The following is a 14,578-nucleotide window of genomic DNA, read 5'->3' as shown; positions in this document are numbered from 1 at the left end:
CTCCTTCCGGTAATTCTACGAGCAGCCTGGGGCGCTTGCAACCAATCCGTTGTTACCGAGTCAGCCGCTTATACGTCATCCTGTGCGGATTGACCGCCTCAGGCCCAAGCCGGCGGATTTTGTCCTGCTCGTAGTCCTCGAAATTGCCTTCGAACCATTCGACATGGCTGTCGCCTTCGAAGGCGAGGATGTGCGTCGCCAGGCGATCGAGGAACATGCGATCGTGCGAGATGATGACGGCGCAGCCGGCGAAGCTCTCGAGCGCGTCTTCGAGTGCCGCCAGCGTTTCGGTATCGAGATCGTTGGTCGGTTCGTCGAGCAGCAGCACATTGCCGCCGGTCTTCAGCATCTTGGCCAGATGCACGCGGTTGCGTTGGCCGCCGGACAGGTTGCCGACCTTCTGCTGCTGGTCGCCGCCACGAAAGTTGAACGACGCGCAGTAGGCGCGGGTGTTGGCTTCGAACTTGCCAAGCTTGACCACTTCGGCGCCGCCCGAGATCTCTTCCCAGACCGTCTTGGTCGGGTCGAGCGCGTCGCGGCTCTGGTCGACATAACCGAGCTTGACCGTCTCGCCGACGCGGATGGTGCCGGCGTCCGGCTTTTCCTGGCCGGTGATCATGCGGAACAGCGTCGTCTTGCCGGCGCCGTTCGGGCCGATGACGCCGACGATGCCGCCCGGCGGCAGCTTGAATTCGAGATCGTCGATCAAAAGCGTGTCGCCAAAGCCCTTCGACAGGCCCTCGACCTCGATCACCACATTGCCGAGCCGCTCGCCATGCGGAATGACGATCTGGGTGTCGCTCGGACGCCGCTTGTCGGCTGCATCCAGCAGATCCTGGAAGGCCTGGATACGGGCTTTCGACTTGGTCTGCCGGGCTTTCGGGCTGGACTGGATCCACTCGCGCTCGCGGCCGATCGCCCGCTGGCGCGCATCGTCCTCGCGGCCTTCCTGCTTGAGCCGCTTGGCCTTGGCTTCGAGATATTTGGTGTAGTTGCCTTCGTAGGGGATACCGCGGCCGCGATCGAGCTCGAGGATCCAGCCGGTGACATTGTCGAGGAAGTAGCGATCGTGGGTGATGATCATCACCGCGCCCGGATAGGCCCGCAGATGCTTTTCCAGCCACGCCGTCGTCTCGGCGTCGAGATGGTTGGTCGGCTCGTCGAGCAGCAGAAGGTCGGGCTGGCGCAGCAAGAGCTGGCAAAGCGCGACGCGACGGCGTTCGCCGCCCGACAGCTTGGTGACATCGGCCTCCTTGGGCGGACAGCCGAGTGCCTCCATCGCCATCTCGACCTGCTGTTCGAGATCCCAGAGGTTGAGCCGGTCCATCTCGTCCTGCAGCTTGGCCGACTCGTCCGCCGTCTCGTCGGAATAGTTCATCATCAATTCGTTGTAGCGCTCGATGATGGCGGTCTTGGCGGCGACGCCTTCCATGACGTTTTCGAACACATTCTTGTTCGGATCGAGCGCCGGCTCCTGCGCCAGGTAACCGACGGTAGCACCCTCGGCCAGCCAGGCCTCGCCGCTCCACTCCTTGTCGATGCCGGCCATGATCTTGAGGATCGTCGACTTGCCGGCGCCGTTGGGGCCGAGGATGCCGATCTTGGCGTCCGGGTAGAAGGACAGATGAATGTTCTCGAGCACCTTCTTGGTGCCGTAGGCCTTGTTGAGGCCGGCCATGTGATAGATGAACTGGCGTGCCACGCGCGCTTTCCCTGAAAAGTCGACTGATGTCGGATTGGATGGAAGTTGGGGGCTATGTAAGCGATGCGGCCCCGAACGGCAAACAGTTTTGGCCCTAAAGCAATTCCAAGAAAAATGTGAAACGGTTTTCCGTCCGGAATTGCGTCAAAACAAAAAAGATGGAGCGGTTCAGCGATTCCGTGAAACGATGACCCGCTCCAGGCGGATTTGGTCGCAGCCGCAAACGCTTAGCCGCTTCATTTCGTGCCGGCGCCCAGGCGAAAGCTCCGGTTAATCATTCCGCGTCAAACAATGTTGGATGGGAAATCGCTGGCCGCCGCGATTTCGGGGAGAGAGATCGGGCCGTGTTGAACAGTTTCCTGCTTTTTGCCGAAGCGGTTCTCTATTTCGGCATCATGGTCACGCTTTTCCGGTTCAGGGGCCGCATCGGCCTCGGCGTCTTTGTTTGCGCCCTTGGCGTCATGCATTTCTTGGAAACCTATCTCGCCAGCGTCTTCTACGTCGCGCTGCCGTTCGGCATGGTATCGCCGGGTTCGGCCGTGATGTTTTCCGGCAAGCTGGTGATGCTTCTCCTGCTCTACATCAAGGAGGACGCGGCAACTGTCCGGCAGCCGATTTACGGCCTGCTGCTCGGCAATGCCCTGATGGTCGGGCTCGTGCTGATCCTGCGCCTGCACGACATCGCGCCGCTGCCCGACGGCAAGCTTCCCGACATCGGCTTTATCGATGAGATGGGCTGGCTGATGGTGTGGGGCACGACGCTGCTGTTCGTCGACGCCATCCTGATCATTCTGCTCTATGAAAAGCTCGGCAAATACCTGCGCAAGGCGCTTTTCACCCGAATCCTGGTCTCCGTCGCCTGCGTGCTCACCTTCGACCAGGCAGGCTTTTTCACGGCGCTGCATTTCGTCACCGGTGCGCCGGTCGCGGTGTTCTTCGGCGGCTGGTTCGCCAAGATGGCAGCGGCCCTGGTCTACAGCACCATGCTGGTCGCCTATATCAGGTGGTTCGAGGCGCGGCAGGTGCCGGCGCCGCGCGGGCTTTCCGACATTTTCGACACGCTGACCTATCGCGAGCGCTATGAGGCGCTGGTCGAGCATGTTGGTCGCGACGGCCTCACCGGCCTCCTGCACAGGGCGCGCTTCGACAGCGATGGCGAGGCCGCCGTCGCCGCCAGCCTGCGGACCGCCAGGCCGCTCAGCCTGCTGATCATCGATGTCGACCACTTCAAATCGATCAACGACCGCTTCGGCCACGCCGAGGGAGACAAGGTGCTGAAAGCCCTGGCGATTTTGCTTGGCGAACTTGTCGGGACCGAAGATCAATTGTTCAGGATCGGCGGTGAGGAATTCGCCATCCTCGGCTGGCGTCCGCAGCCGCTCGCCAGGCTGCTGGGTGAAACCGTCAGGCAAGCGGTCAAGACGTCCGCGAGCACCAGCCGGTTCGACATTACCGTCAGCGCCGGCATCTCGACGGTCAGCGAGACGACCCGTTGCCTTGCCGATCTCTTTGCGCTGGCCGACCAGCGTCTCTACAAGGCCAAATCCACGGGACGCGATCGCGTTGTCGGCGAACCGGGCGGCAACGAAGCAGACGCCCGCAACACATGGACCAGGCCGGAGCGCAGCGCCGGCGCGTAACGCTGCCCAGGCCCCGCGATTGGCTCAATCAGGATTGTTTGCGCCGCTGCCATCCGCCGATCGCAACCGAAACCGCCATCAGCGCGATCGCCAGCCATTTCAACGCGGTAATAATCGGGTCGGCTTCGACATCGTAGGCAATGAACAGAAGAATGCCCGGCACCAGCAGGCCGCAGAGCACGAGCGTGATCCGATTGATCTGCCATGACACTTTTGCCGCAAGCGCCTGGTCGCCGGGCACGGCGACAAGCGCGGCCCGCATTGCCTTCGGCGCCACGAGCCTGGTCGAAAGACGCAGCGAAATCGGCAGGCCGATGCCGATGATCAGGAAGGCGCATGCCGCCAGGAGCAGCGAAAACTTGAGCGCACTGGTTTCGGCCGGTACCGGGAACAGCAGCGCCGCCAGCGGCAGGAAGACACAGAACATCCCGAGCGCGGCGATGGCGATGAAGATCGCCGCGTTGACCAGCGTAAACAATTGGTAGGTGCCGCCGCCGACGGGTTTGGCGAGCGTGGTCATGCGCGCCCACTCCACCTCGGTGTAGGAAAAGCCCGGCCACTCCATATGGCCGTCGCGGATCGCCGTCATGCCCTTGGCCCAGAACGCCAGCCGCGCCAGCGCGCCGCCCGTCATACCACTCATCGCCACCCCCTGCGAATGATAACCCCGGGATCATACCATCCCCGGCGCAAAGCGACAGTCGCGTACGGCCTGTTTACTGGAACCCGACGGCATCGACCGCGCCCTTTGGGCAGCCGGCCTTGGCTGTCGGCGCCGAGGCAAGCAGCAGGGCACCGAGCGAAGCGTTCGAAGCGATCGGGCCGGTCAGGCCGAGCGTCAGTTCGCCGATCAGCCGCCTGCCGTTCGAAGGATCGACCACGCAGGACACGCGGACCCGGTCGCCCGCGCCTTTGCCGAAGGCACTGTCGAAGGTGCTGCGGATCTGATCGGATGTCAGTTGCTTGCCGATGTTCTTGATGAAGAGATCGCGCACCGGCGACGCATTCATCGCGCGCATCAGGTTCAAGGCGTCGGCGAAATACTCCTGCTGGCTCTTGCCGTAGCAGGTGCCGTGCTTGATCCACTCATGCCTTTCGAGGGCGGACGCGGTGCCCGGCATCACCTGGTCGAGTTCCGCTCGCGTTTTCGGGTCAAGGGTGACCGGCGGCAAATCCCGCCAGTGTGCCGGATCGTCGTTCGCCTTGTCGCTTGCCGCGACCTGGCAATAGAAATTTCCGTTCGGCTGCGGCCACAACCCATGCAAGGTGAAGTGGGTCGCTTCGAACCCGGCGGCGGTCTGCGCACGGCATTCGGTTTTGCCGGATTTGGTCTCACAAAAAGCCGGCTGCCAGCTCAGCGCGAAGACATATTCCGGCTTTCCGGACGCCGATGGCTTGTTCGGCTCGGCAGGCGCCGGTGCAGCCGGCATCGTCGACGCGCTGCCGCCCGAAACGTGACCGCAGCTGATCTTGACCCAGCGGCGCTCCGGATCGGCGCCCGGCACGCGAATGAGGTAGTGCGTGGGCGCGTCCTTGTTGCCGGCCAGCAGATCATAACTCTGACCAGCCGCGGTCGAGACATTGCCGGGATTCTTGCCGCTCTTGATCGCCTGCGTTGCCGGACAGGCGGCATCGGCGACGAAAGAGCCGGTCATCTTCACATCGGCCCGCGCCGCGCTTGCGCCAGCAAACGCAACAAACACCGCCCCCCATATCGCCCAAATCCGCATTCCGGCACTCCTCGTGATTCACGCCGCAAGCTAGAAACTTGCGACATGTCAGAATTACGATTTCTTTCGCCGGCCGTAAAAACAATCGCCAGCGCATTGAGACGGCTCCCGCGCGGTCGATCAGGATCCGCCCGCCTCCACCCGTTCCGTCAGGGTGCGCAGCAGATCAAGCGAGGCTTTCAGCGCGTCGGCGTCCATACCCTCCAAAACGCGGTTCGCCCAAACATGCTGGCGTGTGCCGATATTCTTGACCGCTGCCCGGCCGGCATCGGTTATCGACAACAGCTTGGCGCGGCGATGCGCCGGGTTGTCGGCGTAGGCGGCAAGCCCCTCCGCAGCCAGTATGTCGGCCAGCCGCTGTACACTCTGACGGGCGAGACCCATGTCGCGGGCGATGTCGGCCACAGATTTCGGCTCCTTCAAAACTGCACCCAAAACCTGCCAGCGCGCTGCCGTCAGCCCGGTTGGAGCGGCCAGCCGGTCGGCCGCATCCAGAAAACTGCCGTTCATCCTGAACACGGCAAGCACCAGTTCGGTGAGCACATTTGCCGCTTCGGTCCTGGTCGTCATTTCTGGCCGGCCTCGATGGTCGCGACGAAATTATTAACGGCTTCGGCTACGACCTCGGGCTTGTCAAGCATCACCCAATGGCCGCTGCCCGCCACGATCTGGCGCGGAATGTCCGTGCGCAGCCGGTAGAGCGCGGCTGGAGTGTCACTGGCCTCGGTAGCCAATACGAACATAGGCCCGCGATACGCATCGAGTGCCGGCTCCGGGTTCCATTCGGCCAGTGCCTTGCCGACACCTGCCCTCGCCGCCGGATCGACCACTGCCGCATCGGCCAGAACACGCTGGCGAACAACCGCGTTAGGGCCGGCAATCGACGTGTAATAGGCGTTCAGGACATCACGGCCTTGCGGACCGGCCAGATCGCGGACAAAGCCGTCACGAATCGCCTGCGGCAGCGCACGAGGATCGGTCGCCGGGTCGACGAGCAAGACACCGGCGACCCGGTCGGCATGGCTGGCGGCATAAGCGAGCGCCACGCCACCGCCGCCGCTGTGCGCGACAATGAGAAACCGCTTCAGGCCAAACGCGTCGGCCACGGCACCGACATCCATTGCACGACCGTCATAACCATAGTCACCGTCCTGCGCCGGCGCGGAGGCGCCATGACCGCGAAAATCGAAGGCTACCGCCTCGCGGCCTTCGACGGAGAGCTGCATCACCCGGTCCCAGTGGGAAGCGCGGCTGCAATCCCCATGCAGGAACATGATCGGCAGGCCATTGCCGGCGTTGATCCTATAAGTGGCAAGCTGGCCTTGCGGGCCTGGAACAGTGGACGTCATCATGGTCATCTCCCTGGTTTCCTGACTGAACGCAGCAATCCCTGACAACAGAGTGGCCGTCGTGAAGGCGAAGCCCGCCAGCAAGATTGCACGCCGCGAAATGGCCCCGGTGGTTTTCATAGTCTTACCCCCAATCTGCCGCTGACCATTTGACAGCATGCTGTCATGTAATCACATTGACAGCATGCTGTCAACTACCGTCGAATGGGTACCCTACGTCCCTTGACGTCGATCGCTGCGTCGCCCAACAGTCGCCGACGGGAGCGAGACATGCCATTTGACAAGCAGAGGATGCTGGCATCGCCGACCGGCGCCGAGCTCAACCTTTATGTGAAACACGCCATCGGCCAACCGCGCGCCATTGTCCAGGTCAATCACGGGTTGGCCGAGCACGCGGCGCGCTATGCCCGTTTCGCCGATTTCCTTGGCGAGCGCGGCTATCAGGTCTACGCGCACGACCACCGTGGCCACGGCGCCACCAAGGCGCCCGACGCGCCACCTGGCAGGTTCGCCGATGCGGATGGCGGTGCCAAGGTCATCGCCGATGTCGCCGCCGTCCATGATCTCATCGCCAGGGAACAGCCGGGCCTGCCGGTCATCATCTTTGGTCACTCCTTGGGCGCGTCGGTCGCGCTGAACTTTGTCCTCCGCCACTCGGCGCGCATCCATGCCGCCGCGATCTGGAACGGCAATTTCTCGGCCGGACTGCTCGGCCAAATCGCGCTGGCCATGCTTGGTTGGGAAAAGTTCCGGCTTGGCTCAGACGTGCCGTCGCGCCTGCTGCCCCGGCTGACGTTCCGGGCCTGGGGCAAGGCGGTGCCCAATCACCGGACGCCGTTCGACTGGCTGTCGCGCGATGCCGCTGAAGTCGAGAAATACATCGCCGACCCGCTTTGCGGCTGGGATGCATCGGTGTCGATGTGGCAGGACATCGTCATGATGACGCTGCATTGCGGCAGCGACCGCAATTTTTCCGGCGTGCGGCGCGACCTGTTCGTCAATCTGGTCGGAGGCGAGCAAGATCCGGCCTCGGACGGCGGCAAGGCGGTCAGCCATCTTGCCGGCCGGATGCACATGATGGGTTTTTCGAATCTCGTTTCAAAGGTTTACGCCAAAACCCGCCACGAAAGCCTCAACGAGGTCAACCGAGACATCATCATGGAGGATTTTGCCGCCTGGGCCGACCGCGTGCTGAGGGCACAGTGATACTGGCCCATTGCAAGGGCCGTGACAGCGGCGCGCGGGATTGATAGAGGCTGCGCTTTCGATCAACCACGGTGATCCATGACTGAGCCTCCGCTCAAAGGCATCCGCGTCATCGAACTCGCACGCATCCTCGCCGGGCCATGGGCCGGACAGCTGCTTGCCGACCTCGGCGCCGACGTGATCAAGGTCGAGAGCCCGGACGGCGGCGACGACACCCGCAAATGGGGACCGCCCTTCGTCATCGGCCATGACGGCGAGAACCTTTCGGCCGCTTATTACCATTCCTGCAACCGCGGCAAGCGCTCCATCGCCATCGACTTCTCGACGCCCGAGGGTGCCGAGACGGTGCGCCGGCTGGTCGCGACATCGGATGTGCTGATCGAAAACTTCAAAGTCGGCGGACTGAAGAAATACGGCCTCGACTATGACAGCCTGAGGAAAATCAACCCGCGGCTGATCTATTGCTCGATCACCGGTTTTGGCCAGTCGGGACCGTATGCGCCGCGTGCCGGCTATGATTTCATCATCCAGGGCATGGCCGGCATGATGTCGATCACCGGCGAAGCCGGCCGCGAACCGCAAAAGGCGGGCGTCGCTATTTCGGATGTTTTCACCGGGCTTTATTCGGTCATCGCCATCCAGGCGGCGCTTCGCCATGCCGAGAAGACCGGCGAAGGCCAGCATATCGACATGGCGCTCTACGACACCCAGATCTCGACGCTCGGCAACCAGAACCTCAACTATCTCGTCTCCGGACAGTCGCCGGTGCAGATGGGCAATGCGCACATGAACATCGCGCCCTACGAAGTGGTGCCGGTAAAGAATGGCCACATCATCCTGGCGGTCGGCAATGATGGCCAGTTCGCAAAGTTCTGCGCTGCCGTCGGCCTCGACGAGCTGGCGTCGAACCCTGACTTCGCCACCAATCCCGCCCGCGTCGCCAACCGGGCGAAGCTGCGCGAGCACATGATCGAGGCGCTGAAAGCCTTCGATCGCGACCCGCTGCTGGCCAGGCTCGAAGCCGCCGGGGTTCCAGCCAGCCCGATCAACAACATCGGCCAGATGTTTGCCGACCCGCAGACCATCGCGCGCGGCATGCGGCTCGACCTCGATGACGGCCATGGCAATCTCTTGCCCTCGGTGCGGGCGCCGATGGTCATGTCCGGCACGCCGCTGGTCTATGAGCGCCCGTCGCCGCGTCTCGGCGAACACACCGAAGAAATCCTTGCCGAACTGGAGAGGTCAGGAAAATGAAGACCGGCGGACAACTCATCGTCGATGCGCTCGAAGCCAACGGAACGGACCGTATCTATTGCGTACCTGGCGAATCCTATCTGGCGGTGCTCGACGCGCTGCATGATTCACCGATCCGCACAATCGTCTGCCGCCAGGAGGGCGGTGCCGCAATGATGGCCGACTGCCACGGCCGCCTGACCGGCAGGCCCGGCATCTGCTTTGTCACCCGCGGCCCAGGCGCCACCAATGCCTCTGCCGGCATCCACATCGCGATGCAGGATTCAATCCCTCTCATCCTGTTCATCGGCCAGGTCGCCAGCCACGCCAAGGGGCGCGAGGCCTTCCAGGAGGTCGACTACGTCAGGTTCTTCGGCGATATCGCCAAATGGGTGGTCGAGATCGACGACGCCGCACGCATACCCGAATTCGTCACACGCGCCTTTGCGGTGGCGATGTCCGGTCGCCCGGGCCCGGTCGTCATCTCGCTGCCCGAGGACATGCTGACCAGCCTCGCCGAGGCACCGGACGCCCGGCATTATACCCCTGTCGAGACGCGGCCTGGCGAAGCCGAGCTCGATGCGCTGGAAGAGCTGCTCAGCAAGGCAAAGCGGCCCTTCGTCATCCTCGGCGGTACGCGCTGGGACGCGCAGGCCGTTGCACGGATGCGGACGATAGCCGAAGCCTGGTCGCTGCCGGTCGGCTGCTCCTTCCGCCGCCAGATGCTGTTCGACCATCTCCACCCGAACTATGCCGGCGATGTCGGCATCGGCATCAATCCCAAGGTAGCAACCGCCATCAAGCAGGCCGACCTTGTGCTGCTGATCGGCGGCCGCATGGGCGAGATGCCGTCATCCGACTACACGCTGCTGAAGAGTCCCTACCCCGACCAGACGCTGGTCCATATCCATGCCGACGCCGGCGAACTCGGCCGCGTCTACCGGCCGGCGCTGGCGATCAATGCCTCGCCTGCCGCTTTCGTCGAAGCCTTTGCCAGACGCAAGCCGGCCGCAACGCCGGTGTGGGCGGCTGAGGCAGCGAAGCTGCACGCCGCCTATCTCGACTGGTCGACGCCTCCGGAGAGCGGCCCGGGCGCCGTGCAGATGGGGCCGATCATGAATTATCTCGAAACGATGCTGCCGGACGACGCCATCCTCACCAACGGCGCCGGCAACTACGCCACTTGGGTGCATCGCTACCATCGCTTCCGGCGTTTCGGCACGCAGGCAGCACCCACATCCGGCTCGATGGGCTACGGCACGCCGGCGGCGGTCGCCGCCAAGCAGCTTTTCCCCGACCGCGACGTGATCGCCTTCGCCGGCGACGGCTGTTTTCTGATGAACGGCCAGGAATTCGCCACCGCCGTGCAATACGGGCTGCCGATCATCGTCATCGTCGTCAACAATGGCATCTACGGCACCATCCGCATGCATCAGGAGCGCGAATATCCCGGCCGTGTCGTCGCCACGGACTTGAAGAATCCCGACTTTGCTGCTTTGGCCCGTGCCTATGGCGGCCATGGCGAGACGGTGGAAAAGACCGCCGACTTCGCCGCGGCCTTCGAGCGAGCGCGGGCCAGCGGCAAGCCGTCGATCGTAGAGATCAGGCTCGACCCTGAAGCCATCACGCCGACCCGCACGATGACCCAGATTCGCGACAAGGCCTGACAAAACAGGATGATTGCCCTGTTTTGTCGTCGTGATCTGCCTATTTGGCCTTCTCGATCTGGCCGCGGATCTCGCCGTCCGCATGGGCCGCGGTGTGGATGTTGACGTAATATTTGCCAGCCTCAAGATCGGTGGCCTGGGCATCGGTCAATGTCGCCGAACCCTTGATCGGGCTCTTCAGCTTGCCTTCGAACGGCACCACCGGATCGGCGTTTTGACCCTTTGCCGCCGGGCCGTGAATGTGTGCGGCCTTCGCCGGCCCGCTGAGGCCGGAATATCTCACGGTCCAGCTGAGTTTCTTGGTGGCGGTGTTGAACCTGAGCGTGGCGGTGCCCTTGCCCTTCGTGGTGACGGGCGGGTTCTGCTGAGCACCATCGAGCGTCGCCGTCATCTTCATGGTTTCGGCCAAGGCCGGTGAAGCAGAGAAGATGGCTGCAGAAATGGCCAGCGCCGAAAGCATCGGCGTGAAGGACTGGATGCGCATGGAAACCTCCGTTGTGACACCCTTGAGGCGGATGCACCGGCACAACGATTTTGCGAGCGGATGTTTCCGCCGGTAACGTTTATTTTACCTCCCACTAAAAAGGGGCGGTCGCCCGCCCCTTTTCCGCTACAAGCCAGTTTGACAGCCCTATTTGATGGCCTTGTCGGTGATCGCCGTCGTGTAGGCGCCGGTAGGCTCCTTGCTGATGATCTTCTGGTCGAGCAGCGCCTTGGCGGTGCGCTCGTACGTCGCCGGATCGAGCTTGCCATCGGCATTGTCGATCAGCTTGGCGACTTCGCCCATCATGCGCTTCTGGTGATTCTCGTCCTGGCCGCCATTGTCCATGACGATGCCGGCCGCTTCGTCGGAATGGTCGACGGCGTATTTCCAACCCTTCATCGAAGCGCGCACGAAACGCACCATCTTGTCCTCGAAGGCCGGATCCTTGAGCTTGTCCTCCAGGGCATAGAGCCCGTCTTCGAGCAGATCGTTGCCCATGGCGGAATAGTTGAAGACGGTCAGCTCTTCCGGCTTGTAGCCGGCGTCGATGAGCTGCCAGTACTCGTTATAGGTCATGACCGAAATGCAATCCGCCTGCTTCTGGATCAGCGGCTGCACGTCAAAGCTCTGCTTGAGCACGGTGACGCCGTCCGGCCCGCCATCGGTCTTGAGGCCAAGCTTGTTCATCCAGGCATAGAACGGATACTCGTTGCCGAAGAACCAGACGCCGAGCGTGTGGCCCTTGAAGTCGGCTTCCGTCTTGACCGGACCGTCCTTCGGGCAGACCAGCTCCATGCCGGCCTTCTTGAATGGCTGGGCGATGTTGACCAGCGGCACGCCCTTCTCGCGCGCAGCCAGCGCGCCGCCCATCCAGTCGACGATGACGTCGGCGCCGCCGCCGGCGATGACCTGCTCGGGCGCAATGTCCGGGCCGCCGGGCTTGATATCGACGTCGAGGCCCTCGGCTTCATAGAAGCCCTTAGCCTTGGCGACATAATAGCCGGCGAACTGTGCCTGGGTGACCCATTTCAGCTGCAGCGTCACCTTGTCCGCGGCCATCGCCTGGAACGCGGCAAGCGACATCGCGCCGGCCAGCATCGAAACAACAAGTCTTTTCATGTTTTTACCCTCTGAAGTTAGCGCCCTAAACCCACCGCCCCTATCCACCACGGACAGAGGGATGCCAAAACGTGACTGCTCTCTCGAAAAGAGCGACCACGCCATAAAAGACCGAACCCGCAAGTGCTGCAACTGCGATTTCCGCCCACACCATGTCGATGTTCATCCGCCCGACTTCCGTCGAAATGCGAAATCCCATGCCGACCACCGGCGTGCCGAAGAACTCGGCGACGATGGCGCCGATCAGCGCCAGCGTCGAATTGATCTTCAACGCATTGAAGATGAAGGGTGCCGCCGCCGGCAGCCGCAACTTGAACAGCGTCTGCCAGTAGCTCGAGGCATAGGTGCGCATCAGGTCGCGCTCCATATGGCCGGAGGCGGCAAGCCCGGCGACGGTGTTCACCAGCATCGGGAAGAAGGTCATGATGATGACCACCGCTGCCTTTGACTGCCAGTCGAAGCCGAACCACATGACCATGATCGGCGCGACGCCGATGATCGGCAGCGCCGACACCATATTGCCGATCGGCAAAAGCCCGCGCCGCAGGAACGGCACGCGGTCGGCGGCGATGGCAACGAGGAAGCCGGCGCTGCTCCCCACCACATAGCCGAAGATAACCGCCTTGAAGATGGTCTGCCTGACATCGGCCCCCAGCACCGGCAGCGAGCCGACGATGCGTGCACCGATGGCGCTTGGCGGCGGCAACAGGATGAAGGGAATGCCGGCACCACGCGTCACCGCCTCCCAGATGATCAGGATCCAGGCGCCGAAGATGGCCGGAATGATCAGGCGCAGGGCGGTTGACGCCCAGCGCGACGTCGGGCGAAACGACGACAAGACCGTTACGCAGCGCCAGGCCAAAAACCACGCCGCGACGAGCAGCAGATAGAAGGATGCGCGAGCGCTGCCCTCATTGCCGGTTATGCCGGCGAGCAGCATCCACGCTGCGCCATGCGCGCCAAGGAACAGCAACACCACCCCGATCATCGGTGGAAAGTTGTCGGCCTCGATTGCCACGAGCAGCAAAATGAAAATCAAAACCGCAGTTGCCATGCCGTAACCGGGCGTAGCGCTGACGAGCGGCCAAAGAAGCAGCGCGCCGGCAAGCAGGACAAGCGCGGCGTACCCCTGCCAGGATCGAGGCGTGATTGAGGAAAGGCTCAGGATGGAGCTCATGCCGGCCTCCCGCCCATGGCGCGGTCGACAAGGCGCCCGGCGATGCCGACGACCATCACCAGCAGCGCCGCGACCACCGACCCGGCAACCAGAGCCGACCAGATGTCGATGGTCTGGCTGTAATAGGCGCCGGCGAGCAATTTGGCGCCGATGCCGGCGACGGCGCCGGTCGGCAACTCGCCGACGATGGCGCCGACCAGGCTGGCGGCCACCGCCACCTTCATCGAGGTGAACAGGAACGGCACCGAAGCCGGCACACGCAATTTCCAGAAGGTCTGCGAGGCACTGGCATTATAGGTGTGCATCAGGTCGAGATGGGTGAGCTCGGGCGAGCGCAGTCCCTTCACCATGCCGACCGCCACCGGGAAGAACGACAGATAGGTCGAGATCAGCGCCTTCGGGATAAGCCCGGTGATGCCGACCGCCGCCAGCACGACGATGATCATCGGCGCCACCGCCAGGATCGGAATGGTCTGCGAGGCGATGATCCACGGCATCAGACTGCGGTCGAGCGTCGCCACATGGACGATGCCGACGGCGATGACGATGCCGAGCGCCGTGCCGAAAGCAAAGCCGAGCAGCGTTGACGACAGCGTCACCCAGGCATTGTAGACAAGGCTGCGGTTCGAGGTGATGCTACGCAGAAAGGTGTTTTCGAAAAAATTCACCGCCACCTGATGCGGTGCCGGCAGCGTCGGCTTCGGCTGTACCAGCGTCTTGCCGATGAATTCCACAATACCCGGCGTCTGATTGGCGCGGCGGTCGAGATCGCGCTGGAACGGCGCGTTGAGGATGACAGCCATGACGTACCAGACGACGACCACGCCGAGGAGGATCGAGGTCACCGGAACGATCTTGTCGCGAAACGAGTCCACCTAGCAGGCCTCGCCGGGTAAGCGCCCTCCTCTCCCCAACGGGGAGAGGAGGGCTGGAGCGAAGCGGAGGCCGGGTGAGGGTGACCGCGCTTTCGTTGTCCTAGGGCGGAGCAGCCGCGAAGCGGCGTGCGTATCGGGAGCGGCCAACCACGCCTTCGTCATCCTAGGGCGAAGCAAGGAGCGAAGCGACGCGGCGCAGACCCTAGGATCCATGCCGTAACCTCCCCGCTCCGCAACGGTGCTGAAAATGGCTCCCTCCACACCGCTCTGGCCGGCGAATATTCTGAACCGCTTGCGCCTTTCGGCTAATGTCACGGCATGATGGGGTGGACGGCGCCCGACGGCATCGGATGTGCCAGAATGAGTTCGTTGAGATCTCAAACAAGGGAGCCGTCC

General features: G+C 63.0%; 13 protein-coding genes. 4 read left to right on the top strand and 9 right to left on the bottom strand.

Annotated features, from left to right (window positions below; translation table 11 throughout):
* Nucleotides 1-52: 52 nt before the first annotated feature.
* Nucleotides 53-1,702, bottom strand: coding sequence for an energy-dependent translational throttle protein EttA (gene ettA / locus NKH59_RS21670; protein WP_352453385.1), 1,650 nt, complete (start codon nucleotides 1,700-1,702; stop codon nucleotides 53-55).
* A gap of 344 nt (nucleotides 1,703-2,046) precedes the next feature.
* On the opposite strand from ettA, the gene NKH59_RS21665 reads away from it, so the two are divergent.
* Nucleotides 2,047-3,342, top strand: coding sequence for a GGDEF domain-containing protein (locus tag NKH59_RS21665; protein ID WP_352539496.1), 1,296 nt, complete (start codon nucleotides 2,047-2,049; stop codon nucleotides 3,340-3,342).
* 28 nt (nucleotides 3,343-3,370) lie between these two features.
* On the opposite strand, the gene NKH59_RS21660 is transcribed toward NKH59_RS21665, so the two are convergent.
* From NKH59_RS21660 to NKH59_RS21645, 4 genes are all read right to left on the bottom strand, one after another.
* Nucleotides 3,371-3,985, bottom strand: coding sequence for a hypothetical protein (locus NKH59_RS21660; protein WP_352539495.1), 615 nt, complete (start codon nucleotides 3,983-3,985; stop codon nucleotides 3,371-3,373).
* A 73-nt stretch (nucleotides 3,986-4,058) separates the two neighbouring features.
* The gene (locus tag NKH59_RS21655; RefSeq protein WP_352539494.1) at nucleotides 4,059-5,072 is read right to left on the bottom strand and encodes a ribonuclease T2 family protein; all 1,014 of its coding nucleotides are present in this window, start codon (nucleotides 5,070-5,072) and stop codon (nucleotides 4,059-4,061) included.
* Between the two features lie 120 nt (nucleotides 5,073-5,192).
* On the bottom strand, nucleotides 5,193-5,642 hold the full coding sequence (locus NKH59_RS21650) for a MarR family winged helix-turn-helix transcriptional regulator (RefSeq protein WP_352539493.1): 450 nt from the start codon (nucleotides 5,640-5,642) through the stop codon (nucleotides 5,193-5,195).
* A complete protein-coding gene (locus NKH59_RS21645; protein WP_352539492.1) occupies nucleotides 5,639-6,424 on the bottom strand; it encodes an alpha/beta fold hydrolase in 786 nt (261 codons plus the stop codon). The genes NKH59_RS21650 and NKH59_RS21645 overlap by 4 nt, the downstream gene beginning before the upstream one ends.
* Nucleotides 6,425-6,691: 267 nt before the next feature.
* On the opposite strand from NKH59_RS21645, the gene NKH59_RS21640 reads away from it, so the two are divergent.
* From NKH59_RS21640 to NKH59_RS21630, 3 genes are all read left to right on the top strand, one after another.
* The gene (locus NKH59_RS21640; protein ID WP_352539491.1) at nucleotides 6,692-7,627 is read left to right on the top strand and encodes an alpha/beta fold hydrolase; all 936 of its coding nucleotides are present in this window, start codon (nucleotides 6,692-6,694) and stop codon (nucleotides 7,625-7,627) included.
* A gap of 78 nt (nucleotides 7,628-7,705) precedes the next feature.
* A complete protein-coding gene (locus NKH59_RS21635; RefSeq protein ID WP_352505567.1) occupies nucleotides 7,706-8,881 on the top strand; it encodes a CaiB/BaiF CoA transferase family protein in 1,176 nt (391 codons plus the stop codon).
* Complete coding sequence (locus NKH59_RS21630; protein WP_352539490.1) at nucleotides 8,878-10,527, top strand: thiamine pyrophosphate-binding protein; 1,650 nt, start codon at nucleotides 8,878-8,880, stop codon at nucleotides 10,525-10,527. Before NKH59_RS21635 ends, NKH59_RS21630 begins: the two co-directional genes overlap by 4 nt.
* A gap of 40 nt (nucleotides 10,528-10,567) precedes the next feature.
* Here NKH59_RS21630 and NKH59_RS21625 read toward each other — a convergent pair whose 3' ends face one another.
* The 4 genes from NKH59_RS21625 to NKH59_RS21610 all read right to left on the bottom strand — a co-directional run bounded on the left by NKH59_RS21625 (nucleotide 10,568) and on the right by NKH59_RS21610 (nucleotide 14,182).
* The gene (locus NKH59_RS21625) at nucleotides 10,568-11,011 is read right to left on the bottom strand and encodes a CHRD domain-containing protein (protein ID WP_352471512.1); all 444 of its coding nucleotides are present in this window, start codon (nucleotides 11,009-11,011) and stop codon (nucleotides 10,568-10,570) included.
* Nucleotides 11,012-11,158: 147 nt separating this feature from the next.
* Nucleotides 11,159-12,130: an ABC transporter substrate-binding protein gene (locus NKH59_RS21620; protein WP_352471510.1), complete on the bottom strand. Its 972-nt coding sequence runs from the start codon at nucleotides 12,128-12,130 to the stop codon at nucleotides 11,159-11,161.
* Between the two features lie 40 nt (nucleotides 12,131-12,170).
* The gene (locus NKH59_RS21615; protein ID WP_352501093.1) at nucleotides 12,171-13,307 is read right to left on the bottom strand and encodes an ABC transporter permease; all 1,137 of its coding nucleotides are present in this window, start codon (nucleotides 13,305-13,307) and stop codon (nucleotides 12,171-12,173) included.
* A complete protein-coding gene (locus NKH59_RS21610) occupies nucleotides 13,304-14,182 on the bottom strand; it encodes an ABC transporter permease (RefSeq protein ID WP_352471508.1) in 879 nt (292 codons plus the stop codon). The genes NKH59_RS21615 and NKH59_RS21610 overlap by 4 nt, the downstream gene beginning before the upstream one ends.
* Between the last annotated feature and the right edge of the window lie 396 nt (nucleotides 14,183-14,578).

This window comes from Mesorhizobium sp. M0998, from assembly GCF_040318885.1.
Taxonomy (GTDB): Bacteria; Pseudomonadota; Alphaproteobacteria; order Rhizobiales; family Rhizobiaceae; genus Mesorhizobium.
The sequence above is the reverse complement of the archived record's forward strand: the minus strand, read 5'-3'. Positions and strand labels throughout refer to the sequence as shown.